This is a genomic window from Rhodococcus pseudokoreensis, assembly GCF_017068395.1.
In the GTDB taxonomy this organism is placed as follows: Bacteria; Actinomycetota; Actinomycetes; order Mycobacteriales; family Mycobacteriaceae; genus Rhodococcus_F; species Rhodococcus_F pseudokoreensis.
Window position 1 is genome coordinate 7,703,594 of record NZ_CP070619.1, and the last position, 24,158, is coordinate 7,727,751.

A 24,158-nucleotide genomic window follows, 5' to 3' on the forward strand; every position below is an offset into this window, starting at 1 on the left:
CGTCAGGAAGTACCGGCCCGCATGTCGGCGGGCATCACGACTTACACGTCGTAGTACAGCTGGAACTCGTAGGGGTGCGGACGCAGGTTGACCGGAGCGATTTCCTGCTCACGCTTGAGCGAGATCCACGTCTCGATCAGGTCGGACGTGAACACGCCACCCTCGGTGAGGTAGTCGTGGTCCGCCTCGAGGCGGTCGATGACAGCCGACAGGCTGGTGGGAGCCTGCGGGATGTTGCGGGCCTCCTCCGGCGGGAGCTCGTAGAGGTCCTTGTCGACGGGAGCCTGCGGCTCGATCTTGTTCTTGATGCCGTCCAGGCCGGCCATCATCTGCGCCGCGAAGTTCAGGTAGGGGTTACCCGAGGAGTCGGGGGCGCGGAACTCGAGGCGCTTGGCCTTCGGGTTGTTGCCGGTGATCGGGATACGCACGGCCGCCGAGCGGTTGCGCTGGCTGTACACCAGGTTGATGGGGGCTTCGTAGCCCGGCACCAGACGGTGGTACGAGTTGATCGTCGGGTTGGTGAACGCCAGCAGCGACGGAGCGTGGTGCAGGATGCCGCCGATGTAGTGACGCGCCATGTCGGACAGACCCGCGTAGCCGGCCTCGTCGTGGAACAGCGGCTTGCCGTCCTTCCACAGCGACTGGTGGACGTGCATGCCCGAACCGTTGTCGCCGAACAGCGGCTTCGGCATGAAGGTGGCCGACTTGCCGTGCTGCCAGGCGGTGTTCTTCACGATGTACTTGAACAACTGCAGGTCGTCAGCGGCTGCGAGCAGCGTGTTGAACTTGTAGTTGATCTCCTGCTGGCCGCCGGTGCCCACCTCGTGGTGGCCGCGCTCGAGCTCGAAGCCCGCGTTCTGCAGGTTGGTGGAGATCTCGTCGCGCAGGTCGACGTAGTGGTCGTACGGAGCGACGGGGAAGTATCCACCCTTGGGGCGGACCTTGTAGCCCAGGTTGGGGCTGCCGTCGGCGTTCACGTCGTTGCCGGTGTTCCAGGAACCCGAGATGGAATCGAGCTCGTAGAACGCGCCGTTGATGCCGGAGTCGTATCGGACCGAGTCGAAGATGTAGAACTCGGCCTCGGCGCCGAAGAAGGCGGTGTCGGCGATGCCGGTCGACTTCAGGTATTCCTCGGCCTTGCGCGCGACGTTACGCGGGTCGCGGCTGTAGGACTCACGCGTGAACGGGTCGTGCACGAAGAAGTTGATGTTCAGCGTCTTGGCGGCGCGGAAGGGGTCGATCTGGGCGGTGGCGACGTCGGGGAGGAGCATCATGTCGGACTCGTGGATCGACTGGAAGCCGCGGACGGACGAACCGTCGAACGCGAGGCCGTCCTCGAACACGTCCTGGTTGAACGCGGACGCGGGGATCGAGAAGTGCTGCTGCACGCCCGGCAGGTCGCTGAACCGGATGTCGACGTACTCGACGTTCTCGTCCTTGATGAACTTGATGACCTCTTCGGCCGTGGTGAACGCCACGCTTGTGCTCCTTAAGTCGCTTCAGCCAAGTGGATATTGGCGAAATTCGTCGAGCCGACGGTATGGACTTGGTGTTGCCCGCCGGTCAACCTTTTGTTTCGCCCGTGTTACACGTCGAATCTTCCTGGGCTTTTGCACCGGTTGTGACTGCGCACACAGCCCCAAGCTCCGGTGTGAGGCCCTCGGAGAGACGACGCCTATCCTGGACAGCATGGCACGTATCACCGGTTCTTGGCTCTCCGGACCTTCGGCGGCACTGCCGAACGGCGCCGACGAGACGACGCAGTCCTTCCGGGGCGAGCGCCTCGGGTTGCAGGCGGAAGGACCCGGTTCACTCGCGAGCACGGGACGCCGTCTCGCCGCACTGATGATCGACTGGGTGTCGTCGGCGGGCGTCGCGGCACTGATCATCGGCGACAACTTCTTCGACGGTCCGTTCTCCACGATCACACTGCTGGTCTGGTTCGTCGTCGGTGTCACCACGGTGACGCTGTTCTCCTTCACTCCGGGGCAGTTGTTCCTCGGCATGCAGGTGGCGCGCGTGGACGGACCCGCCCGCGTCGGCTTCGTGCGGGCCCTGGTGCGTCAGGCGCTGCTCGTGTTCGTCGTGCCCGGCACCATCACGGACATCGACGGTCGCGGCATGCAGGACCGCGCCACCGGCACCGCACTGATTCGCACGCGCTGACCCCCGAACGTCTTCCGCCCGATGTCGGCTTCGACATCGGGCGGAGTAGGTGTGACGCGGACCAGGTGAAAAGGCGACCGGCTTCTAGCGGCGACGGATGGTGCGCTGCACGCCGCGCATCTTCGCGCCGCCGGGCATCGGACCCTTGGGCAGTGCGGCGCCGCCGCCGCGGCCGCTGAGCGCGGCGAGCCGCGACTCGATGGCGTCCATCCGCTTGGTGTCGATGTTCTTGGGGAGCTTGTTCAGGTGCTTCTGCAGCTGCGACAGCGGGACCTGGCCCTCGTCGTTGCCGATGACGATGTCGTAGATCGGGGTGTCGCCGACGAGGCGCGCCGTCTTCTTCTTCTCCTGGGCCAGGAGCGACTTCACGCGCTGCGGTGATCCCTCGGCGACCAGGATGACGCCGGGGCGTCCGATCACGCGGTGAACGGCGTCGAGCTGGGTGGTGCCCGCGACCGCGCTGGTCACGCGCCAGGAGCCCTGCATGTTGTCGAGCGCCCACGCGGCCGCACCGGCCTGGCCCTCGGCCTTGCCGTACACCGTCTTCTGCACGCGCCGGCCGAAGATGATGAACGCACCGAGAACGCCGAGGAGGAGGCCGATCGGGAGGAGGAACCACTGCAGGCCCCAGATCAGACCGACGAGGAAGAACACCACCGCGAGTCCGACGAGTGTGCCGAGCATGAGCGGCAACAGCAGCTTGTCTTCCTTGCGCTGCATCTGGAACGCCTGCCAGAGCTGGGTTCTGCGTTCCTTCGACGCCTGCCTGCGGGCTGCCTTGGCGGCTGCCTTTGCTTCTTTACTGGGTTTGCCCGCTTTACCGGATTTACTGCCGTTCGCCATGCTTCTCAGGATACGTCCCTGGCCGTGCGCGGTGATGACCCGTCCGGTGTCGATCACCGCGCACGCGCCGCGGTCAGCGGGCGAGGCGCGCCATGAGGGAACTCGCCTCCTGCGAGGCGTCACCGCCTTCGGTGAGATGCGCCTGTCCAGCAGGCAATTCGCGGCCGTGGTGGGCCATCGCCTGCGCGTAGAGGCGGCCGGCGCGGTACGACGAGCGCACGAGCGGTCCGGCCATGACGCCGGCGAACCCGATCTCCTCGGCGGCCTGGGAGTGCTCGACGAACTCTTCGGGCTTGACCCACCGCTCGACGGGGTGGTGCCGGGGGGAGGGGCGCAGGTACTGGGTGATGGTGAGGATGTCGCAGCCGGCGGCGTGCAGGTCGAGCATCGCCTGGTGGACCTCGTCGGGGGTCTCGCCCATGCCGAGGATCAGGTTGGACTTGGTGACCAGTCCGAAGTCGCGGGCGGCGGTGATCACGCCGAGGGAGCGTTCGTAGCGGAACGCGGGGCGGATCCGCTTGAAGATGCGGGGCACGGTCTCGAGGTTGTGGGCGAGGACCTCGGGGCGGGAGTCGAAGACCTCGGCGAGCAGGTCCGGCTTGCCGTTGAAATCGGGGATGAGGTTCTCGACGCCGGTGCCGGGGTTGAGCTGGTGGATCTGGCGGACGGTCTCGGCGTAGAGCCAGGCGCCGCCGTCGGGGAGGTCGTCGCGGGCGACGCCGGTGATGGTGGAGTACCGCAGTCCCATCGCCTGGACGGATTCGGCGACGCGGCGGGGTTCGTCGCGGTCGAGGTCTGTGGGTTTGCCGGTGTCGATCTGGCAGAAGTCGCAGCGGCGGGTGCATTGTTCGCCGCCGATGAGGAATGTCGCCTCGCGGTCTTCCCAGCATTCGTAGATGTTGGGGCAGCCGGCTTCTTCGCAGACGGTGTGCAAACCCTCGCGTTTGACGAGGCCCTTGAGCTCGGAGTATTCCGGGCCCATCTTCGCTCTCGTCTTGATCCAGTTCGGTTTGCGTTCGATCGGAGTCTCCGCGTTTCGGATCTCGAGGCGGAGCAATTTGCGTCCTTCTGGGGCCACAGTCACGCGAACGATGCTACGCCCGGCCCGACGCGCGCGGCGGGCCGGGGAGCGGTGGTCAACCGTACTGAACAGTAGTGAAGGTGGGGGCGGCGGACGTCTTCTCGGCCGTCGCGGAGTCGAACGTGACCCGTTCGATGTCGTGGTCGGTCACCGGGAGGGCGCCGTCCAGCGCGGCCACGACAGCGGCGGTGACGGCCGGCGTGACCTCCTCGACCGTGACGTCGCGGCCCAGTTCCCGCGACAGCGACGTCACGCCGGCGTCGCGGATGCCACACGGGATGATCGCGTCGAACCCCGTCAGGACGGAATTGCAGTTGAGCGAGAAGCCGTGCAGGGCGACGCCGCGCTGCACCCGCACCCCGATCGCCGCGACCTTCCGCTCGGGCAGCCACTGCCCGTTGTCGAGGGAGGCGGGCAGCCACACGCCGGAGCGGCCGTCCACCCGGCCGCAGACGATGCCGAGGTCGGTGCACACGGCGATCAGCGCCTGCTCGAGCCTGCGGACGTACCGCACGACGTCGACCGGTTCGGCGAGCTTGACGATCGGGTACCCCACCAGCTGTCCCGGACCGTGCCAGGTGATCTTCCCGCCTCGGTCGACGTCGATGACGGGCGTGCCGTCGGTGGGACGGTCCTCCGGTTCGGTCCGGCGTCCCGCGGTGTAGACAGCGGGGTGTTCGAGCAGGAGCAGCGTGTCGGTACCCGCGTTCTCGGCGCGTTCGGCCGCCAGCTCGCGCTGTCGGTCCCAGGCGTCGACGTACCCGATCGTGCCGAGGTGTTCGACGGCGATCGGGGAGGGGCTGAAACGGGCGGATTGTGTCGCGCTGCTCATGCGCTAGAGGTTACGCCGGGGTGGTGGCCGTACCGCCACGAGCCGGGTTCACCGCACGAGGGCGGCGTCGAGCGCTTCCCCGATGGTGTTGTGCCGGAACCGGAATCCCGCGTTCTCGAGCACCGTCGGGATCGCGCGCTGCCCGGCCAGGATGCCCTCCTGCGCGAACTCACCCACCAGCGCGCTGAGTGCGAACCCGGGGACGATCCACGGGGCGGGGCGGTGCATCGTCCGAGCGACCGCGCCGTTGAACTGCGCGTTCGTGACGGGCGCCGGACCGGTGACGTTCACGGGACCGGCCACGTCGTCGCGGGAGAGCACGAATTTGATCGCATCGACCTCGTCCTCCAACGAGATCCACGACAGGTACTGGCGGCCGTTCCCGAGCCGGCCGCCGAGCCCGAACGAGTACAGCGTCTTCAGCCGGCCGAGCAGGCCGCCGTGGGGGGACAGGACGATGCCGCTGCGCAGCCGCACCGTCCGGATCTTCGAGTCGTCGGCGGGGGCCGTCGCCGCCTCCCAGTCGCGGCAGGTGTCCGCGAGGAAACCCGTCCCGGACGGCGAGGTCTCGTCGACGACGCGGTCGCCGGTGTCGCCGTAGTAGCCGACCGCGCTCGCATTCACGAACACGGGCACCCCGGCCTCGGCGACGGCCTCGGCCAGGACGTCGGTGGCCGCGATCCGGCTGTCCCGGATCAGTTGTTTGTATGCGCCGGTCCAGCGTTTGTCACCGATCCCGACGCCGCACAGATTCACGACCGCGTCGGCGTCCACGAGGATCCCGGTGTCGAGCCGGTCCTTCTGCGGATCCCAGCGCGATTCGTCGGGACCCGCCGACGACCGGCGGACCAGGCGGACGACGTCGTGACCGTCGCCGCGGAGGGACGAGACGAGAGCGGTGCCAATCAGCCCGGAGGATCCGGCGACGACCACGCGCATGTGCAACAGCCTCCTTCACAGCGCAGGGGCACCATTCCTGCTGGAAATGGTGCCCCTGCGAAACTACGTTCGGCTCGAAGTCCGGTGACGGGTCAGAGGCCGAGATCGGCCTCGAACGCGCCCTGCTCCAGACGCTGCTTGATCGTCGTCAGGAAGCGGCCGGCGTCGGCACCGTCGACGAGGCGGTGATCGTACGTGAGCGGCAGGTAGCACATCGAGCGGACGCCGATGCTCTCACTGCCGGACTCGTCGGTCACGACCACGGGACGCTTGACGATCGCACCGGTTCCGAGCATCGCGGCCTGCGGCGGCACGAGGATCGGGGTGTCGAACAGGGCGCCCTGGCTGCCGATGTTCGTGATCGTGAACGTGCCACCGGACAGCTCGTCCGGCTTCAGCCCACCGGAGCGGGCGCGCTTGGCGATGTCCGCGATGGCGCGGGCCAGTCCGGCCAGCGACAGGTCGCCGGCGTTGTGGATCACGGGGGACAGCAGGCCCTGGTCGGTGTCGACCGCGATGCCCAGGTGCTCGGCGTCGTAGTAGGTGATCTGCTTGTTCGCCTCGTCGTAGCTGGCGTTGATGTTCGGGTGAGACTTCAGCGCCTCGACGACGGCCTTCGCGAAGAACGGGAGGAACGTGAGCTTGACGCCCTCGCGCTCGAGGAAGGTGTTCTTGGCCTGCGCGCGCAGGGCCGCGATCCTGGTGACGTCGATCTCGAAGGTCTGGGTGAGCTGCGCCGTGCTCTGCAGCGACTCCCGGGTCTTCGTGGCCGTGATCTGGCGAATCCGGTTGGCCTTCTGCGTTGTTCCGCGCAGGTGCGCCAGCTCGGGGCGGACCCCGGCGGAGGCGGCTGCGGGAGCAGCGGCGGCGGCCGGTGCGGCAGCAGGCGCGGCAGCGGCGGCCGGTGCCTTCTTGGCCTCGGCGGCAGCGAGAACATCCTGCTTACGGATGCGGCCACCGACTCCGGTGCCCGTCACCGAGGACAGGTCGACGCCGTTGTCCGCGGCGAGCTTGCGCACCAGCGGGGTGACGTACGGCGTGCTGTCTCCGGACGTGGCCGCGGCAGCAGGTGCAGCGGCGGCGGGAGCCGGCGCGGATGCTGCCGGTGCGGCGGCCGGAGCCGGAGCGCTCTGGGCGGGTGCGGGCTTCGCCGGTTCCGGGGCCGGAGCGGGCTTCGCGGGCTCGGGGGTGGGCTCGGGCTTCGGCGCCGGCTTGGCGGCGGGCGCACCCGAACCGATGACGGCGAGCTGACCGCCGACGGCGACGGTGTCGTCTTCCTCCGCGCTGATCTCGAGGAGCGTGCCTGCGACGGGCGACGGGATCTCCGTGTCGACCTTGTCGGTGGACACCTCGACGAGCGGCTCGTCCACGGCGACCTCGTCGCCGACGGCCTTGAGCCAGCGGGTGACGGTGCCCTCGGTGACGGACTCGCCCAGTTCGGGCATGTTCACCGCGGTGCCCTCGGCGGAACCGCCGGACGCTGCGGGCGCGGGCTCTGCGGCCGGTGCCTCCGCGGCGGGAGCCGGCTCTGCGGCGGGCTCTTCGGCGGCGGGTGCGGGAGCGGAGTCGGAGGCGGGAGCCTCACCGGCGTCGCCGATCACGGCAAGTTCGCCACCGATTTCGACGGTGTCGTCTTCCTGAGCAACGATCTTGCTGAGAACGCCGGCCACGGGAGACGGGATTTCCGTGTCCACCTTGTCCGTGGAGACTTCGAGCAAGGGTTCGTCAACTTCGACCGCGTCTCCTTCCTGCTTGAGCCACCGCGTGACAGTTCCCTCGGTGACACTCTCACCAAGCGCTGGCATCTGGACGGAGAAGGCCATGTCTTTTGACTCCTCGACAGTTGTGTTCGGGTTGTTGAATTTTGTCGACTTGTGGTCGTGAACCATTGTGCTCGAGATGCACGTGTCTTGCGTCTACTTGCAGGTAATTCCGATTCGTCGTCACCCACTCGCTGTGTCGGCGCTCCACATCTTTCCATTGATCCGACGGGCGCGTCCGCCGAGGGGGACCCCCCGGTCACTCCGGTGTGTCGCGACGAAATCCCTACTGGCCGGTAGTTTGCGTTCGCGGCGGAAACCGGATGTTCGCTGGCAAACTTGGAGGACATCGCGGGCACCGCGCCGCGCACGTACTCGAGGAGGCTCGACGTGGGGTTGTTCGACCGTTTCTCGCGGCCTCGGTCCGGCCGATCCCAGGCGTCCCCGGAGGACGCCGCCCATCTCGCGAACTGGACTCGCACGCACCTCGGTGTGGAGGCGTATGTGGAACCGCGCACGACAGTGACCGAAGTCACCGTCGTGCTCGTCGCGGCGGACGGTGAGTGGACCCGGCGCCGGGTGGGCGGCGAACGCGGCGCCCGCAAACTCGGGGAGGATCTCCGCATCCCGGTGTACGACGTCCGCAAGACCGGCTACCCGCAGCGGATGCGTGACCACGACGCACGGCGCCGCATCGAGCGGAAGCGGGAGCGCGAACGCGACCTGTAGGCGGCTCCGCCGCCCGTGCGCCTTTCTGGTAGCCGGCACAACCGGAAAGGCGCACGAGCGCGAAGCGCCTACCCGTTGGCGGCGATGTCCTCGATCACCGAGATCATGGTGCGCACCGGAACACCGGTACCGCCGCGGCCGGTGTAGCCCCACGGTCCGGACGAGTTGTAGGCCGGTCCGGCGACGTCGATGTGCGCCCACTGGACGCCGTCGGCGACGAACTCCTTCAGGTACAGGGCCGCCGCGAGCATGCCGCCCCAGCGGTGATTCGTGACGTTGGCGAGGTCGGCGATCTTCGAATCGAGGTCCGAGCGCAGTTCGGCGGGCATCGGCATGGCCCACGCGTTCTCGCCGATCTTCTGGGAGATGGCGGCGACGCGGTCGCGGAACTCGTCGGTGCCCATGACACCGGGGGTTCGGTTGCCCAGTGCCACCATCTGCGCGCCGGTGAGCGTCGCCGTGTCGATCAGGTAATCGGGATCGTCCTCGCAGGCGCGGACGATGGCGTCGGCGAGGACGAGGCGTCCCTCCGCGTCGGTGTTGATGACCTCGACGGTGGTTCCGCCGTACTGGGTGAGGACGTCGCCGGGGCGCTGCGCGGTGGACGACGGCATGTTCTCGGCCATCGGGACGGTGGCGGTGACGTCGACGGGCAGTCCGAGTTTCGCGGCGAGGACCACGGTCGCGACAACGGCTGCGGCGCCGCCCATGTCGGACGTCATGTTTTCCATGCCCGCGGCGGGCTTGATGGAGATGCCGCCGGTGTCGAAGGTGATGCCCTTGCCGACGAGCGCGACCTTGGGGGCGTTCCGCTTCTTGGCGGCGTAGCTCAGGCGGACCAGTCGCGGCAGCCGGGACGAGCCCTTGCCCACGCCGAGGATGCCGCCGTACCCGTTCTTTTCGAGTGCCTTCTCGTCCAGGACCTCGACCTTCAGCCCGGCGTCGGTGCCGAGTGCCTTTGCGCGGTCGGCGAATTCGGCGGGGAAGAGGTGGCTCGGGGGAGTGTTGACGAATTCGCGTGCGGTGGCGACGGCTTCGGCGATCGCCGACGAGCGCGCGAGGGTGTCCTTCGACTCCTTCGCGCGAGGGGACGACACCAGCAACTCGACGCGCGACACGGGCTGTGCGTCCGGACCGGGAGCGGACTTCGCGGACTTGAATTCGGTGAACCGGTACGCGCCGAGCGCGAAACCTTCCGCTGCCGCACCGAGATCGAGCGCGGACAGCGTGGTCGCGACGGTGCCGACACCGCTGAGTGCCCGCGCCGCGGCACCCGCGGACTTCCGGATCTGCTCGGCGCCCAGCTTCTCGGCCGAACCGAGTCCGACGGCGAGCACACTGTCGACCGGCAGCGCGCCGGGTGCCGGGATGCGGGTGGTCTCCTCGGCCTTGCCGGAGGCGCCCACAGTGACGAGCGTGTCGAGCAGATCGGTCAGCACCGATTCGTCGACGATGCCGTCTCCGAGCGCGATTTCGGGGCCGTCCGGGCTCGACGTCAGACCGATCACCAACACGTCCACGCGCTTGCCGACGGTGCCGGCCAGTGCGAGTTGTGGTCCGAGGGGTCGGGCTGTGCGAGTGCTCACGGTGTCTCTCCTGCAGCGGTGGGGGGCGGGTGGTGCCGGGTGGCCGACGTCCGTCCCGATGGTAGTGCTCCGTCGCCGCCCGCTACCCAGTGCGCGGCTACCCGGAGGTCCGATAGGTTGAGGCGCATGACCGAGGAGCAGTTGTCGCAGGGGCCCGTCCACGCCGTCCACGTCGAACTCGGGGCCACGTTCGCTCCGTTCGGCGGCTGGGAGATGCCCGTGTCGTATGCCGGCACCGTCGCCGAGCACACCGCGGTCCGCGAATCGGTGGGAGTCTTCGACGTCAGTCACCTCGGCAAGGCTCTCGTGCGGGGCAGCGGCGCCGCTGCCTTCGTGAACTCGGCGCTGACCAACGACCTCGACAAGATCGGCCCCGGCAAGGCGCAGTACACGCTGTGTTGCACGCCGTCGGGTGGAGTGATCGACGATCTGATCGCCTATTACGTGAGCCCGGACGAGGTGTTCCTCGTCCCGAATGCCGCCAACACCGCGGACGTGGTCGCGGCGCTGACCGCCGCGGCGCCCGACGGGATCACGGTGAAGGACCAGCACCGGGACTTCGGCGTGATCGCCGTGCAGGGCCCGAAGTCGGTGGAGGTGCTCACCGCGCTCGGCCTGCCCACCGACATCGACTACATGGCCTTCGCGGACGCCACCTGGGACGGCGTTCCCGTCCGTGTCTGCCGCAGCGGGTACACCGGCGAGATCGGGTTCGAACTGCTGCCACGCTGGGACGACAGCGAGAAGTTGTTCCGGGCGGCGGTCGAGCAGGTCCGCGCCCACGGCGGCCAGGTCGCCGGTCTCGGTGCCCGGGACACGTTGCGCACCGAGATGGGGTACCCGCTGCACGGGCACGAGCTGTCGCTGGAGATCTCCCCGCTCGAGGCGCGATGCGGCTGGGCGATCGGCTGGAAGAAGCCGAAGTTCTGGGGCAAGGAGACCCTCGCCGACGAGAAGGCGTCCGGCCCGGCCCGCAAGCTGTGGGGCATCAAGGCGCTGGACCGCGGGGTCCTGCGCGCCGGTCAGACCGTGCTCCGCGGCGGCGAGTCGATCGGCGAGACCACGTCGGGCACGTTCTCGCCCACGCTCAAGGTCGGGATCGCGCTGGCGCTGCTCGATTCCGGGTCCGGGGTGTCGGCCGGAGACGAGATCTCCGTGGACGTCCGGGGGCGCTCGCTGCGCGCCGAGGTGGTGTCTCCGCCGTTCGTGGAGATCAACACCAAGTAAGCACCGGTCGCGGACGACCTGTCGGCGGCAGGGCGGCGGAAGGCGTTCGATAAGATCACGGTCATGACAGGTGTCACCGAGTTCGTTCGCGTCCCGCATCCCGCCCCCACCTCCGACGAGGTACGGCGAGAGATACTGGCGGCGCCCGGATTCGGCCGGTACTTCACGGACCACATGGCGTCGATCACCTACTCCACCGAGCTCGGCTGGCACGACGCGAAGGTGGAGCCGTACGGGCCGCTCCAGCTCGACCCCGCCGCGATGGTCCTGCACTACGGACAGGCCATCTTCGAGGGTCTGAAGGCGTACCGGCAGCCGGACGGCGGCATCTCGACGTTCCGTATCGAGGCGAACGCCGAGCGGCTCGCGACGTCGGCTCGCCGGCTCGCGATGCCGGAGCTGCCGGAGGAGTTGTTCGTCAAGTCGATCACCGAACTGCTCGAGCTGGATCACGAGTGGGTGCCCGCGGCCGGTGGTGAGGACGCGCTGTACCTGCGCCCGTTCATGTTCTCCACCGAGGCCGGTCTCGGGGTGCGTCCGGCCGACGAGTACCGCTACCTGCTGATCGCCTCGCCCGCGGGTGCGTACTTCCCGCGGGGAGTGAAGCCGGTCAGCGTGTGGCTGTCGACGGAGTACGTCCGGGCCGCACCCGGCGGCACCGGTGCCGCCAAGTTCGCGGGCAACTACGCGGCGTCGCTCCTCGCGCAGGCGCAGGCCGCCGACGAGGGTTGCGACCAGGTGGTGTGGCTCGACGCCATCGAGCGGTCGTACGTGGAGGAGATGGGCGGCATGAACCTCTTCTTCGTGTTCGGCTCCGGATCCGACGCCCGCCTCGTGACGCCGTCCCTGTCCGGTTCGCTGCTGCCGGGCATCACCCGCAATTCGCTGCTGACCCTCGCGATCGACGCCGGTTTCGCGGTGGAGGAGCGGCGGATCAGCACCGATGAATGGCGCACCAAGACGAAGTCCGGCGAGATCACCGAGGTGTTCGCGTGCGGCACGGCGGCCGTCATCACGCCCGTCGGCCGGGTCAAGTCCGCCGAAGGTGAATTCACGATCGCCGACGGCGAGCCCGGCGAGGTCACCATGGCCCTGCGCGACACGCTGACCGGAATTCAGCGGGGAACGTTCGCCGACACCCACGGCTGGATGACCAAACTACGCTGAGCCGTTTCGGCGGTCGGTCAGAACGCGAGACCGATCGCCGAGACGGTGACGGTGATCTCGAGCGCGGCTCCGAGCACGTCACCGTTCAAACCGGCGAATCGCCGGACGCAGTGGGCCACCAGCAGTGTGGTGAGTGTCAGTGCGACCGCAACGACGACCGGTCCCTGCCACCACGGCGCCGTGCACCACGCCGCCGCCGCGACGAGCGGGACGGTCCAGGCGAGACCGGTCCACGGCGACTGGGTCTCGGCGACCAGGGCGCCGAACCCTTCCGTGGAGGACGCAGGGATTCCGCGGCGGCAGGCGTACACGACCGCCACCCGCCCGGCTGCCACCGCCACGGCCACACACGCGAATTGTCCTGCGGCGGCGAGAGATCCGAATGCCAGCCCCTGCGCGCCCAGGCAGATCACGAGGGCGCACACCCCGAACGGTCCCGCGCCGCCGCTGTGCATCACGGCCCGCGCCCGCTCCGGCGGCCCGTAGCAGCCGAGCCCGTCGACGGTGTCGGACAGTCCGTCGACGTGCATGCCGCGGGTGGCGAGGGCATGCGCACCGACCGTCACCAGGCCGGCGAGGGCGGGATCGAGACCGGCGGACACGAGCACCCACAGCAGCCCCCCGGCCAAGGCGCCGAGCGCGATCCCGGTCACCGGCGCCGCCCGGATCGCGCGGCGGCCCGCCGCACGGTCGACGGTATCCGGCCCGCGCAGGGGGAGGACGGTCAGCCAGGAGAAGGCGAGCAGCACGCCCGTCACGGTCAGCCCGCGGTGTCGGCGGCGGAGTCGGTCCCGGTGCCGGAGTCGGTCCCGGTGCCGGAGTCGGTTCCGGTGTCGGAGCCGTCTTCGGCGTCGCGGGTGCTGACCCCGGCCTCCGCGAACGTCGCCATCTCCGCGAGAGTTGCGACGGCACCCTGCAGGATCGGCAGCGCGCTGACGGCGCCGGACCCCTCGCCGAGCCGCATGTCGAGTTCGAGGAGCGGGTCGAGTTGCAAATGCTTCAGCGCGATCGTGTGGGCCGGTTCCGTGGAACGGTGGCCGGCCAGCCACCACGCGCGGGCGCCGGGCGCCAATTCCTCCGCCACCATCGCGGCCGCCGTCACGACGACGCCGTCGAGGATCACCGGGGTCTTGCGCGCGGAGGCCTGCGCGAGGAACCCGGCCATCGCGGCGAGGTCGGCGCCCGACACCGTGCGCAGCAGCGCAACCGTGTCCCGGACCACCGGCCGGGCGCGGCGCATCGCGTCGCGGATCGCCGCAGTCTTCCGGATCCAGCCGGCGTCGTCGACCCCGGTACCCCGGCCGACCGCGGCGACCGGTTCGGTGTCCGTCAGCGCGGCGATGAGAACGGTGGCCGGTGTGGTGTTGCCGATTCCCATGTCGCCGGCGATCAACAGGTCTGCGCCGGAATCGATTTCGGAGTCGGCGATCGACCGTCCCGCCTCGATGGCCTGCAGGGTCTCTTCGTGTGTGAGCGCGTCCTCGCGGTCGATCGCACCCGACGAGCGCCGAATCTTGAACGCGGACACCGACGGATCCGTGTCGCCGTCCACCGACAGGTCGACGACGCGCACGCTCGCGCCCGCCCGGTTCGCGAGTGCGTTGACGGCCGCCCCGCCGCCGACGAAGTTGGCGACCATCTGCGCTGTCACCTCGGGCGGATATGCGGAGACACCGGTTCGTGCCACGCCGTGGTCGCCGGCGAACACCACCACCCGTGCCCGTGCGAACGGGGCGGGCGGGCAGACGCCCTGGCAGGCCGCGGCCCAGCACGCCAGCGTCTCCAGACGGCCGAGCGATCCGGCCGGTTTGGTGAGCTGGAGCTGACGGGCCTCGGCCTGCGCGCGAACCCCTTCGTCGGGTGGGGTGACGGGTTCGAACCGACCGGGGTCGGTGCTCACGGACTCGCTGGTCACGCTTGGCCTCTCGCTCGAGTGGAGTCGGCCCCGCACGACGCACGTGCGGGATCGTCTTTCAGGGTCATGGTCAGGCCGGCCACGACGAGGATCACGCGATCGCAGACCTGCGCGAGCCGCGCGTTGAGGGCGCCGATCTCGTCGCGGAACAGGCGACCGGACCGGGTCTCGGGGATGACGCCGAGTCCCACCTCGGGAGTCACCAGCACGAGTGCCCCGCGGTAGTCGCGGACGCTCGCGACGAGGTCGTCCGCGCGGGGGGTGATGGTGCCCCGCGGCGAATCCCAGGCTGCGGTGCCGTCGAGTTCGACGGTGAGCCAGGTGCCGAGATCGTCGACGAGGGTGGCTGCCGCGTCGGTGGGGGAACGCAGTTGATCGGCGAGGTCGCGGCGGTACGCGGTTTCCACGGTGACCCAGCTGTCGGGGCGCCGATCGCGGTGCTCGGCGACCCGGTGCTCCCAGTCGTGGTCGTCGGGGTCGCGGTGGCTGGTGGCGACGTAACGCACCAGTCCTGCCCCGGCCAGGGCCTGCGTCAGTTCCTCGGCGTGCGCGGATTTACCGGACCGTGCACCACCGAGTACCAGCGTTCGCGAGGGCTGGTGCGGGTGACCCGGGTGGTCCGGGGGAACGGCGGTGGGCACGGAGGGAAACGCTACCAACCCGCCAACGTGGCAGTATTTTGACGAAGAACGTCAATCCCGCCACTGTTGGCGGGAAGTGGGCGGGCGGAGAATTTCAGCCATGACCGAATTCCTCGTCCTCGTCGCACTACTCCTCGTGCTGCAAGCGGCCGTGACATACGCCGGTCGGCACCTGGGTCCACTCCACCCGCGGCTGCGAAACAGCTACCGCGACAACTTCTTCCGGCCTGCCGATCCCTTGACGGACCTGTCGCACGACCGCGACGCCGAATTGGGGCGACTGCTCGCCGAGACGCACCGCGCGCCCCACAACTGAGCGTCAGATGGCGTCGCCGGGCCGCACCCGCGGCTTGGGGGCCCGCAACTTGCGGATCTGCGACGCCCGCACGAACGCGTACCAGCCGAGCTTGAAACCGCCGTCGGGGGTGTCCGGGAAGCGTTCCCGCACCTGGTTGTTGATCTTGCGGCCGAGCCAGACGCCCTCGATGGCCATGAACATCATCATGATGAGCATGGCGAGCGTCACGATCGCCTGCAGTGCCGGGCTGACGAACATCGCCATGATGAGAACCAGCGCCAGCGGCATGAACAGACCGACCAGGTTGCGCCGGGCGTCGACGATGTCCCGGACGTACGCGCGCACGGGGCCCTTGTCGCGCGGGAGGAGGTACTTGTCCTCGCCTGCGAGCATGCGGGTACGCCGCTCGGCGGCGGTTGCGCGTCGCTCCGCCGCGGCAACCTTGCGCTCTTCCTTGCTGCCGCGGGTGGCCTTCTTGCGGGCCCGGGCCTCTTTCGCGGTCAGGGGTGCGGGCGCGACCGGTCCGCGGCGCTTCGACTCTGCGTCACGTCGCTTGGGGGTCGGGCGGCCCTTGCCCGCCTGCTCGACGGAATCCGCCTCCTGGGCCGTCGACGACTCGGCGACCTCGGCGTCCCGCTTGTCTGAATTGTCCGAATCACCGCGGCGTAGCAATTTCACCCTTCCAGACTATGGGAAGACGCCGCCGTGTGGAAAACCGCCCTCACATCGAAATGCCGGGTCGGGCCCGTGGCCATACACTTCGCCGATGCGAGTGTTGATCGCACCGGACTCCTTCGGTGAGACGCTGACCGCCGTCGAGGCGACTGCCGCCATCGCGGCGGGATGGTCGGCGGTGCGCCCGGACGACCAGCTGATCGAGGCCCCGCAGTCCGACGGCGGCCCGGGCTTCGTGGATGTGGTCGCGGCCGCGGGCGGCACCATCCGGACCACTGTGGTCGAAGGACCCCTCGGTGTCGACGTCCCCGCCCGCTGGCTCCTCGACGGCACCGACGCCTACCTCGAATCCGCCCAGGCCTGCGGACTCGGACTGCTCGGCGGACCGCCGACGCCCCGCACCGCCCGCGACGCGCACAGTCGAGGCGTCGGGCAACTCGTGGTGGCGGCCCTCGACGCCGGGGCCCGCAGAATCGTCGTCGGTCTCGGCGGCAGCAGCTGCACCGACGGCGGGCGCGGCCTCGTCGAAACCCTCGCGCAGGGATTCGGCAGCGCGGATGCAGCTGTCGCCCGGCTGCGTGCGGTGGAACTGGTGGCCGCGACCGACGTCGAACACCCGCTGCTCGGCGAACACGGTGCCGCCCGCGTGTTCGGACCGCAGAAGGGTGCCGACCCCGAGACCGTCGAGTTCCTCGAGGAGCGGAACACCGCGTGGGCCGGGCAACTGCACCGCGTGACCGCCCGGGACGTCGCGGCGGAGGCCGGTGCCGGAGCCGCGGGTGGCATCGGCGCCGCGCTGCTCGCGCTCGGCGGCACTCGCGAATCCGGCGCCCACGTGGTCGCCCAGCGCACCCGGCAGGACCGGCAACTCGCCTCCGCGCAGCTCGTCATCACCGGGGAAGGTCGCCTCGACCAGCAGTCGCTGCGCGGCAAACTCGTGATCGCGCTCGCCGCCGCCGCCCGCAGGCGGGCCATCGCGACACTCGTCCTGGCCGGGCAGGTGCTCCTCGACACGGCCGATCTGGACAGCGCGGGCATCGACGACGCGCTGTCCCTGGTGGACCACGCCGGCTCGGTCGAACTCGCGATGTCGGACGCATACGCGCAGCTGAGAGACCTCGCCGCCGCCGCGGCCCGCGGATGGGACGGCGGAGCCGCACGCCAGTAACCCGAAACCCAGACGTCGGATACCATGGACGTGGATCGATCTGCGGACGCTGCCGCAGTGAATGGAACCCGGGAATAAGTCGGGCGCGGAGTACCGTTGAAGCGTTCACGGGTTTGTTACGAACTACAGGGAGAGCCCATGACTGTGCAGAACGAGACCGCCGTCCACGGCGTCAAGATGACCGAAGCCGCGTCCGCCAAGGCGAAGGCGCTGCTCGATCAGGAAGGTCGTGACGACCTCGCACTGCGTATCGCCGTGCAACCCGGCGGCTGCGCAGGACTGCGTTACCAGCTGTTCTTCGACGACCGCAACCTGGACGGCGACCTGATCGTGGACTTCGGTGGCGTCGCCCTCGCGGTGGACCGGATGAGCGCGCCGTACGTCGAGGGTGCCTCGATCGACTTCGTCGACACCATCGAGAAGCAGGGTTTCACGATCGACAACCCCAACGCGACCGGTTCGTGCGCCTGCGGCGACTCCTTCAACTGAGTCCCGGGCCGAAGTACAACTGAATCGACAAGTCTGACGCGGCGCCGACCGGCTGCCGCGTCAGACTTTTTTCGTGCCCGACCTCGCCGTCCCGCGACCTCGTGCTGCCGACCGAACATGGCGGTACGCCGGGGTACGGTGAGAAATCCCGACCGAACTCATCGAAAGGCATCCGCCCGTGACAATTGCGGTAACCGGTTCCATCGCCACCGACCACCTGATGCGGTTTCCGGGCCGGTTCGCCGAGCAACTGCTCGCCGATCAGCTCAGCCACATCTCGTTGAGCTTCCTGGTCGACGACCTCGTAGTCCGGCGCGGGGGAGTGGGCGGCAACATCGCCTACGCCATGGGCGTCCTCGGTGGTTCCCCGCTGCTGGTCGGGGCTGTCGGAGCCGACTTCGCGGAGTACCGCCAGTGGCTCGAGGGCAACGGTGTCGACTGCACCGCCGTCCGGATCTCGACCACTGCGCACACCGCGCGCTTCGTGTGCACCACGGACGAGGACATGGCGCAGATCGCCTCGTTCTACCCCGGGGCGATGAGTGAGGCCCGCGAGATCCAGCTGTCCGGCATCGCACCGGACGCCGACACGCTCGAGCTCGTCCTCATCGGCGCCAACGACCCCGAGGCGATGATCCGCCACACCGAGGAATGCCGCCGGCAGGACATCCCGTTCGCCGCCGACCCGTCGCAGCAGCTCGCGCGACTGAACGGCGAGGAGGCGGCGACGCTGATTCGCGGCGCGAAATACCTGTTCACGAACGAGTACGAATGGGGACTGCTGCAGCAGAAGACCGGACTGTCCGAAGAGGAGATCCGCGCACAGGTCGGTGTCCGTGTCACGACGCTCGGCTCCAAGGGCGTGGAGATCGTCGACGCCGAGGGCAACCGGACCCGGGTCGCCGTCGTCCCCGAGAAGGCCAAGGTCGACCCGACCGGTGTCGGTGACGGATTCCGCGCCGGATTCCTCCTCGCGCACAGCGCAGGCCTGAGCTTCGAGCGCTCCGCGCAGCTGGGGTCGCTGGTGGCCGTGCTGGTGCTGGAGACCACCGGAACCCAGGAATGGTCGTTCGACCGCGACGAGGCTGTCAAGCGCCTCGCAGATGCCTACGGCTCCACCGCCGCGGACGAGATCGCCGCGATTCTGCCGTAAGGCGGCTCCGCCGCCCGTGAGTGGTTGACGAGTCCCTGGACTCGTCAACCACTCACGGGCGCGAAGCGCCTAGATCGAGACCGGGTACGCCGGCTCGGCGATTTCCGGCACGATGCGGTTCTCCACGAAGATGCCGTGCCAGACCATGAAGATCAGCACGGTCCACAGGCGACGGCTGTGGTCGGACACGCCGTCCCGGTGGTCGTTCAGCATCTTCGTGATCGCGGCCTTGTCGAGCAGGTGATCGGTGCCCGAGGCCGCGATCTGCTCGTGCGCCCAGTCGAACAGTTCGGTGCCGCGCAGCCAGTGCCGCAACGGCACCGGGAAACCCAGCTTCGCCCGGTGGAGCACGTGCCCGGGGACGATGCCCTCCAGCGCCTGACGCAGCGCGTACTTGGTGGTGCTCTTGGTGATCTTCTGGTCCAGCGGCACCCGCGACGCCACCTCGAAGACCTCCGGATCGAGGAACGGCACCCGCAGTTCGAGCGAATTGGCCATCGTCATCTTGTCGGCCTTGACCAGGATGTCGCCGCGCAACCACGTGAACAGGTCCAGGTGCTGCATCCGGGCCACCGGATCCCACCCCTGCGACTGCGCGTAGATCGGGTCGGTGACGTCACGGTGCGTCCACTCGGGGCGGAAGTCGCGCAGGACGGCGCGCAACTGCGCATCGTTGAAGCTGCGCGCGTTGCCGTAGTACCGCTCCTCGAGAGTCAGCGAACCGCGATTGAGCAGGCTCTTGCCGCGGGTGCCGTCGGGGATGCGCTCGGACAGCTTGCCGGCGGCCCTGCGCAGCCCCTTGGGCAGGTACTCGAACGGCTTCAGCGAAATCGGCTCGCGGTAGATGGTGTAACCGCCGAACAGTTCGTCGGCGCCCTCACCGGACAGCACGACCTTGACGTGCTTGCGTGCCTCCTTCGCGACGAACCACAGCGGAACCAGCGCGGGGTCGGCGACCGGGTCGTCGAGGTACCACACGATTTCGGGGATGGCGGCAGCGAACTCGGCGGGGCTCACCACCTTCACCACGTGCCGCGCGCCGATCGCCTCGGCGGATTCGGCCGCGACGTCGACCTCGGAGTAGCCCTCACGCTCGAAACCGGTGGTGAACGTGATCAGGTTCGGGTTGTGGCGCATCGCGAGCGCCGCGATGGCCGTCGAGTCGATGCCGCCGGACAGGAACGAGCCGACGGTCACGTCGGCGCGCATGTGCTTGGCGACCGAATCCTCGAGGGCCTCCGCGATCTCGCGGTACCGGGCCTGCTCGGTACCCGCGGCGAACGGACGCACCGGGAACGTGGGTGCGAAATAGCGGGTGATCACGGGTTCTTCACCCGGGCGCACCCGCGCGAAGCACCCGGATTCGAGCCGGCGGATCTGCTTGTGGAGCGTTTCCGGTTCCGGCACGTACTGGAGGACGGTGTAGTGCTCGACCGCACGCGGATCGAGTTCGGTGCCGATGCCGATCAGGCTCGCCAGTTCCAGCAGGCTCTTCTTCTCGCTGCCGAACGCGGTGCCGCCGGTGCCCGTCGCCAGGAACAGCGGTTTGATGCCGAACGGATCGCGGGCGATGAACAACTCCCGCGTCTCGGTGTCCCAGATCGCGAACGCGAACATGCCGCGCAGGCGACGGACGGCGTCCTCACCCCAGTAGTGGAACGCGGCGACGATGGCCTCGCTGTCGCCCTCGGTGACGAACTGCGCACCGAATTGCTCGGCGAGCTCGGCCCGCACCTCGAGGTAGTTGTAGATCTCGCCGTTGAACGTCAGCGCGTAGCGTTCCGGATTCTCCGCCGGACCCCACCGCAGCGGCTGGTGGGAGTGTTCGATGTCGATGATCGACAGCCGATTGAACCCGAAGACCAGGTGGTCGTCGTGCCAGGTCCCGTGCTCGTCCGGCCCACGGTGCCGCAGGCAGTGCATCGCCTGGTCGACCTGTGAGACGGCGTTGTCGCTGGTTTCTCCAGAGGTCAGTAGCCCGAGCAGTCCGCACACAGCGTCCGGTACCTCAATTCAGAATCTTGGAAGGCTCCACGAGGTGGAGGGGTCAGGGATCTCTGCCGGAAAGTATGCCGCAGATTGCCGACGCGTCCGGTTCGGGCCGTCGCCGGCACCGCCGTGACCCGAACACCGGCACCGCCGCGACAACGACAGCGACACATCGCCCGACCCGAGGATGGAGAGCCGCCGCCTTTGGTCTACGCTGCGTAGTAATTGGGCCTTCCCATCGGGTGTGCCCTAGTGGAATTTGCGGCGATCAGGAAGGCGTGAACGTGGCGCAAGGTCGGATCCTTCGGCGGGCAGGGTTGGCAGTATCTTTGGGCATTGCTGCCTTGCTGCTGTCGGGTTGTTCAATCGACAACGAGGTGCTTCGTTTCGGGTGGCCTTCGGGCGTAACCCCGCAGGCGCACCGCATGCGTGAACTGTGGACCTGGTCGGTCATCGCCGCCCTCGTCATGGGTGTGCTGGTGTGGGGACTCACCTTCTGGGCGGTGATCTTCCACCGCAAGAAGAAGGACTCACCCGAGTTCCCGCGTCAGACGGCATACAACGTGCCGCTGGAGCTGGCGTACACCGCGGTTCCGTTCGTCATCATCGCCGTGCTGTTCTACTTCACGGTGGTCGTGCAGAACCATGTCCTCGAGAAGAAGGACAACCCCAACGTGGTGGTGGATGTCACTGCGTACCAGTGGAACTGGAAGTTCGGTTACCGCTCCATCGACCTCGGTGAGGGTGGCGGACTGTACGACGGTGTCGACCAGGAGGCGCAGGCCGCCGTCGAGGCTGCATCGGCGCCCGAAGCGGAGGGTGAGGGTGAGCACGCCCTGCCCGGGCCGATCCACGGCAAGGTCCCCCAGGACCTGTCCTACCTGCACTACGACACGATCGAGACGGTCGGCTCGAGCAACGAGATCCCGATCCTCGTCCTGCCGACCGGCAAGCGGATCCAGTTCGAACTGGCCTCGGCCGATGTCATCCACGCGTTCTGGGTGCCGGAGTTCCTGTTCAAGCGCGACGTGAACCCGAACCCCAAGGAGAACCACTCCGACAACGTCTTCCAGATCAGTGAGATCGAGAAGGAAGGTGCCTTCGTCGGGCGCTGCGCCGAGATGTGCGGCACGTTCCACGCGATGATGAACTTCGAGGTTCGCGCCGTGAGCCCGGACAAGTTCGCGCAGTACATCGAGTTGCGCAAGCCGGCGAGCGAGGGCGGCCGGGATCTGACCACGGCGGAGGCTCTGCAGGCCATCGGCGAGTCCCCTGTCGCGACGTCGACGTCTCCCTTCACCACCGATCGCGGCTACAAGCAGGCGAGCGGTGTCGAAGGTAACTGAACCTGCTGCTGATACCTCACTGACCAAGGACAAGTGCTGATATGAAGATCGAAGCCAAGCTCTTCGAGATCCTGACGGTATTCTTCATTCTCGTCGCGATCGTCTACGGCGTCTTCACCGCCGTTTCACGAACCGGTATCGAGTGGGCGGGTCTGACGGGCATCTGCCTGTCGGCGGGACTGACGCTGATCATCGGAACGTACTTCCGGTTCGTCGCCCGTCGCCTCGACACCCGTCCCGAGGACTACGAGGACGCAGAGATCGCCGACGGCGCAGGCGACCTGGGGTTCTTCAGCCCCGGTAGTTACTGGCCGATCCTGCTCGCCGCCGCGGCCGCGTTCGTCGCAGTCTCGATGGCGTTCTTCCAGCCGTGGATGCTGGTGGTCGCCGTGGTTGCCGTGCTGGCCGCCGCTGCGGGTCTCGTCTTCGAGTACTACGTCGGACCCGAGAAGCACTAGTCCACACACTGTTGTGACGGCGGAGGCGCCGAATCCCTCTGGGGTTCGGCGCCTCCGCCGTTCGTCGTCAGGCTTCGTGGTTCCGGACCGCCGCCGCGGCGAGGAGCGCGGTGGCCTGTTCGGACGCGAGTCGCACCGCATCGGGGAACACCTGCAACCCGTGCGCGACCAGGGCGCCCTCGTGGAGCAGCATGACGGTGCGCGCGAGTGTCTCCGGATCGCGCACCGGCGCGTCCCGGCACACGCCGGTGAACAGGTCGAGCATCCACCGCTTCTGGCCGATGATGATCGCGTACGCCGGATGTGACGGGTCGCTGATCTCCGCGTGCGCGTTGACCATGCTGCACCCTTTCGCGCTGTTCTCCGCGGTCCAATCCCGGGATGCGTCGAAGATCGCCGTCAGGCGCCGTTCGGGCGAGTCGCCGACGGCGTCGAGACGGCCGGCGAGAAACGCTCGCCACCGTTCGTCCCGGTCGGCGAGGTACTCGACCACGATCTGTTCCTTCGAACCGAAACGGTCGTAAAGCGTCTTCTTCGTGACGCCGGCCTCGGCGGCGATGAGATCGACGCCGACCGCGTGGATTCCCCGCTCGTAGAACAGCCGACCCGCCGCGGCCAGCGCCCGTCGCGCGCCCGGTGTCAGCGTGACGCGCAGCGGTGACGGCACAGAATCCATGACAGAAGTATACAGATCGGTGTACCTTTGGGAAGTAAACCGATCTGTTTACTTGGGTGGTGGTCATTAGTGAACGCGTTGTTCGCCGTGATGTTCGTCCTGTGCTGGAGTTCCGGTTTCATCGGGGCCAAACTCGGCGCCGGGAACGCGGACCCGCTCACGGTGCTCACCTGGCGGTTCCTTCCATTGGCTGTCGCGCTGGCCGTGGGCGCGGTCCTGTTCCACCGCGCCCGCTGGCGGGAAGTCGGATTCCGTGCGCTCCGCCGTGGTGTGGTGGTGGGCGCGCTGTCGCAGACCGGGTATCTGCTGACCGTCTACCAGGCGATCGGACTCGGCGTCTCGACCGGCACCACCGCACTGATCGACGGCACCCAGCCCTTGGTCGTCGCCGTGCTGGCAGGCCCACTGCTCGGTCAGTACGTCGCGGCCAGGCAGTGGTGGGGTCTGCTGCTCGGACTGACGGGTGTCGTGATCGTCACTGCCGGCGACGCCACCGCGGCCTCCGGCGTGCCGTGGTGGGCATACCTCGTGCCGTTCGCCGGAATGCTGTCGCTGGTGGCCGCGACATTTGTGGAGAGCCGTTCGCCGGACGACACCGATCCCGTCGTGGCCCTCACGGTGCACTGCGCGACCAGCGCCGTGCTGTTCACCGCCCTCGCCGCGTGCGCCGGACAGCTGTCGCCGCCGGCGACGGCACCGTTCTGGTGGTCGGTGGCGTGGCTGATCGTCTTGTCCACCGTCGGCGGCTACGGCCTGTACTGGCTCGTGCTGCGCCGGAGCGGAATCACCCGGGTCAATGCTCTGATGTTCCTGATGGCACCCGTGACGGCGATCTGGGGGGCCGTGATGTTCGGCGAACCGTTCGGGGGCCTTACCGCCCTCGGACTTCTCCTCGGCCTCGGGGCGGTCGTGCTCGTGTTCCGTGCGCCGCCGCGGGGGAGGGGAGCGCGCACGGTCCGGACAGACGAACAGAGCCCCGAACCGGAAGTGGTTCGGGGCTCTGCTCGGTTGCGGAGGTGA

At 68.5% G+C, this 24,158-nt stretch carries 24 protein-coding genes; 11 read left to right on the forward strand and 13 right to left on the reverse strand.

What is annotated here, in order from left to right; translation table 11 throughout:
• Nucleotides 1–41: 41 nt before the first annotated feature.
• Nucleotides 42–1,478: a type I glutamate--ammonia ligase gene (gene glnA, locus JWS13_RS40425; RefSeq protein WP_005247755.1), complete on the reverse strand. Its 1,437-nt coding sequence runs from the start codon at nucleotides 1,476–1,478 to the stop codon at nucleotides 42–44.
• 211 nt (nucleotides 1,479–1,689) lie between these two features.
• Here glnA and JWS13_RS40430 point away from each other — a divergent pair, with 211 nt between their 5' ends.
• A complete protein-coding gene (locus JWS13_RS40430) occupies nucleotides 1,690–2,166 on the forward strand; it encodes an RDD family protein (protein WP_124389911.1) in 477 nt (158 codons plus the stop codon).
• 84 nt (nucleotides 2,167–2,250) lie between these two features.
• Here JWS13_RS40430 and JWS13_RS40435 read toward each other — a convergent pair whose 3' ends face one another.
• The 5 genes from JWS13_RS40435 to sucB form a co-directional block, all read right to left on the reverse strand.
• Nucleotides 2,251–3,009, reverse strand: a complete 759-nt coding sequence (locus JWS13_RS40435; protein ID WP_124389912.1) for a DUF4191 domain-containing protein — start codon at nucleotides 3,007–3,009, stop codon at nucleotides 2,251–2,253.
• Nucleotides 3,010–3,082: 73 nt separating this feature from the next.
• On the reverse strand, nucleotides 3,083–4,093 hold the full coding sequence (gene lipA, locus JWS13_RS40440; protein WP_206010793.1) for a lipoyl synthase: 1,011 nt from the start codon (nucleotides 4,091–4,093) through the stop codon (nucleotides 3,083–3,085).
• Between the two features lie 52 nt (nucleotides 4,094–4,145).
• Complete coding sequence (lipB, locus tag JWS13_RS40445; RefSeq protein ID WP_206010794.1) at nucleotides 4,146–4,922, reverse strand: lipoyl(octanoyl) transferase LipB; 777 nt, start codon at nucleotides 4,920–4,922, stop codon at nucleotides 4,146–4,148.
• Between the two features lie 48 nt (nucleotides 4,923–4,970).
• Nucleotides 4,971–5,861, reverse strand: a complete 891-nt coding sequence (locus tag JWS13_RS40450) for a TIGR01777 family oxidoreductase (RefSeq protein ID WP_206010795.1) — start codon at nucleotides 5,859–5,861, stop codon at nucleotides 4,971–4,973.
• 92 nt (nucleotides 5,862–5,953) lie between these two features.
• Nucleotides 5,954–7,684 (reverse strand): 2-oxoglutarate dehydrogenase, E2 component, dihydrolipoamide succinyltransferase, encoded by a 1,731-nt coding sequence (gene sucB / locus JWS13_RS40455; RefSeq protein ID WP_206010796.1) that lies wholly within the window; start codon nucleotides 7,682–7,684, stop codon nucleotides 5,954–5,956.
• Nucleotides 7,685–8,011: 327 nt separating this feature from the next.
• On the opposite strand from sucB, the gene JWS13_RS40460 reads away from it, so the two are divergent.
• Nucleotides 8,012–8,350: an oxidoreductase gene (locus JWS13_RS40460; protein WP_072945480.1), complete on the forward strand. Its 339-nt coding sequence runs from the start codon at nucleotides 8,012–8,014 to the stop codon at nucleotides 8,348–8,350.
• A 68-nt stretch (nucleotides 8,351–8,418) separates the two neighbouring features.
• Here JWS13_RS40460 and JWS13_RS40465 read toward each other — a convergent pair whose 3' ends face one another.
• On the reverse strand, nucleotides 8,419–9,936 hold the full coding sequence (locus JWS13_RS40465; protein WP_206010797.1) for a leucyl aminopeptidase: 1,518 nt from the start codon (nucleotides 9,934–9,936) through the stop codon (nucleotides 8,419–8,421).
• Between the two features lie 126 nt (nucleotides 9,937–10,062).
• Between JWS13_RS40465 and gcvT the strand changes: the two genes are divergently transcribed.
• Nucleotides 10,063–11,163, forward strand: coding sequence for a glycine cleavage system aminomethyltransferase GcvT (gcvT, locus tag JWS13_RS40470; RefSeq protein ID WP_206010798.1), 1,101 nt, complete (start codon nucleotides 10,063–10,065; stop codon nucleotides 11,161–11,163).
• Between the two features lie 63 nt (nucleotides 11,164–11,226).
• Nucleotides 11,227–12,330 carry a branched-chain amino acid aminotransferase gene (locus tag JWS13_RS40475; RefSeq protein WP_072945475.1) on the forward strand — a complete coding sequence of 368 codons (1,104 nt, stop codon included), beginning with the start codon at nucleotides 11,227–11,229 and terminating at the stop codon, nucleotides 12,328–12,330.
• A 17-nt stretch (nucleotides 12,331–12,347) separates the two neighbouring features.
• On the opposite strand, the gene JWS13_RS40480 is transcribed toward JWS13_RS40475, so the two are convergent.
• Genes JWS13_RS40480 through cobU form a run of 3 tightly spaced genes read right to left on the reverse strand, consistent with a single transcriptional unit; the run spans nucleotide 12,348 to nucleotide 14,886 of the window.
• Nucleotides 12,348–13,088, reverse strand: coding sequence for an adenosylcobinamide-GDP ribazoletransferase (locus tag JWS13_RS40480; RefSeq protein ID WP_206010799.1), 741 nt, complete (start codon nucleotides 13,086–13,088; stop codon nucleotides 12,348–12,350).
• A 2-nt stretch (nucleotides 13,089–13,090) separates the two neighbouring features.
• Nucleotides 13,091–14,245 (reverse strand): nicotinate-nucleotide--dimethylbenzimidazole phosphoribosyltransferase, encoded by a 1,155-nt coding sequence (cobT, locus tag JWS13_RS40485; RefSeq protein ID WP_206010800.1) that lies wholly within the window; start codon nucleotides 14,243–14,245, stop codon nucleotides 13,091–13,093.
• A complete protein-coding gene (cobU, locus tag JWS13_RS40490) occupies nucleotides 14,242–14,886 on the reverse strand; it encodes a bifunctional adenosylcobinamide kinase/adenosylcobinamide-phosphate guanylyltransferase (RefSeq protein ID WP_206010801.1) in 645 nt (214 codons plus the stop codon). Before cobU ends, cobT begins: the two co-directional genes overlap by 4 nt.
• Before the next feature lie 100 nt (nucleotides 14,887–14,986).
• On the opposite strand from cobU, the gene JWS13_RS40495 reads away from it, so the two are divergent.
• Entirely contained in the window at nucleotides 14,987–15,202 is a 216-nt protein-coding gene (locus tag JWS13_RS40495; RefSeq protein WP_206010802.1) for a hypothetical protein, read from the forward strand.
• A gap of 3 nt (nucleotides 15,203–15,205) precedes the next feature.
• Here the strand turns inward: JWS13_RS40495 and JWS13_RS40500 are convergent, their stop codons facing one another.
• Nucleotides 15,206–15,862 carry a DUF3043 domain-containing protein gene (locus JWS13_RS40500; RefSeq protein WP_206010803.1) on the reverse strand — a complete coding sequence of 219 codons (657 nt, stop codon included), beginning with the start codon at nucleotides 15,860–15,862 and terminating at the stop codon, nucleotides 15,206–15,208.
• An 88-nt stretch (nucleotides 15,863–15,950) separates the two neighbouring features.
• Here JWS13_RS40500 and JWS13_RS40505 point away from each other — a divergent pair, with 88 nt between their 5' ends.
• The 3 genes from JWS13_RS40505 to JWS13_RS40515 all read left to right on the forward strand — a co-directional run bounded on the left by JWS13_RS40505 (nucleotide 15,951) and on the right by JWS13_RS40515 (nucleotide 18,669).
• On the forward strand, nucleotides 15,951–17,027 hold the full coding sequence (locus JWS13_RS40505) for a glycerate kinase family protein (protein WP_206010804.1): 1,077 nt from the start codon (nucleotides 15,951–15,953) through the stop codon (nucleotides 17,025–17,027).
• Between the two features lie 138 nt (nucleotides 17,028–17,165).
• Complete coding sequence (locus JWS13_RS40510) at nucleotides 17,166–17,516, forward strand: iron-sulfur cluster assembly accessory protein (RefSeq protein ID WP_005247725.1); 351 nt, start codon at nucleotides 17,166–17,168, stop codon at nucleotides 17,514–17,516.
• 178 nt (nucleotides 17,517–17,694) lie between these two features.
• Complete coding sequence (locus JWS13_RS40515; RefSeq protein ID WP_124389925.1) at nucleotides 17,695–18,669, forward strand: carbohydrate kinase family protein; 975 nt, start codon at nucleotides 17,695–17,697, stop codon at nucleotides 18,667–18,669.
• A gap of 69 nt (nucleotides 18,670–18,738) precedes the next feature.
• On the opposite strand, the gene asnB is transcribed toward JWS13_RS40515, so the two are convergent.
• Nucleotides 18,739–20,664, reverse strand: coding sequence for an asparagine synthase (glutamine-hydrolyzing) (asnB, locus tag JWS13_RS40520; RefSeq protein WP_206010805.1), 1,926 nt, complete (start codon nucleotides 20,662–20,664; stop codon nucleotides 18,739–18,741).
• 272 nt (nucleotides 20,665–20,936) lie between these two features.
• Between asnB and ctaC the strand changes: the two genes are divergently transcribed.
• Both ctaC and JWS13_RS40530 read left to right on the forward strand, forming a co-directional pair.
• A complete protein-coding gene (ctaC, locus tag JWS13_RS40525; RefSeq protein ID WP_124389927.1) occupies nucleotides 20,937–22,004 on the forward strand; it encodes an aa3-type cytochrome oxidase subunit II in 1,068 nt (355 codons plus the stop codon).
• Nucleotides 22,005–22,045: 41 nt separating this feature from the next.
• Complete coding sequence (locus JWS13_RS40530; RefSeq protein WP_072945453.1) at nucleotides 22,046–22,462, forward strand: cytochrome c oxidase subunit 4; 417 nt, start codon at nucleotides 22,046–22,048, stop codon at nucleotides 22,460–22,462.
• 67 nt (nucleotides 22,463–22,529) lie between these two features.
• Here JWS13_RS40530 and JWS13_RS40535 read toward each other — a convergent pair whose 3' ends face one another.
• The gene (locus JWS13_RS40535; protein ID WP_206010806.1) at nucleotides 22,530–23,138 is read right to left on the reverse strand and encodes a TetR/AcrR family transcriptional regulator; all 609 of its coding nucleotides are present in this window, start codon (nucleotides 23,136–23,138) and stop codon (nucleotides 22,530–22,532) included.
• Between the two features lie 69 nt (nucleotides 23,139–23,207).
• Between JWS13_RS40535 and JWS13_RS40540 the strand changes: the two genes are divergently transcribed.
• On the forward strand, nucleotides 23,208–24,158 hold the full coding sequence (locus tag JWS13_RS40540; RefSeq protein ID WP_206010807.1) for a DMT family transporter: 951 nt from the start codon (nucleotides 23,208–23,210) through the stop codon (nucleotides 24,156–24,158).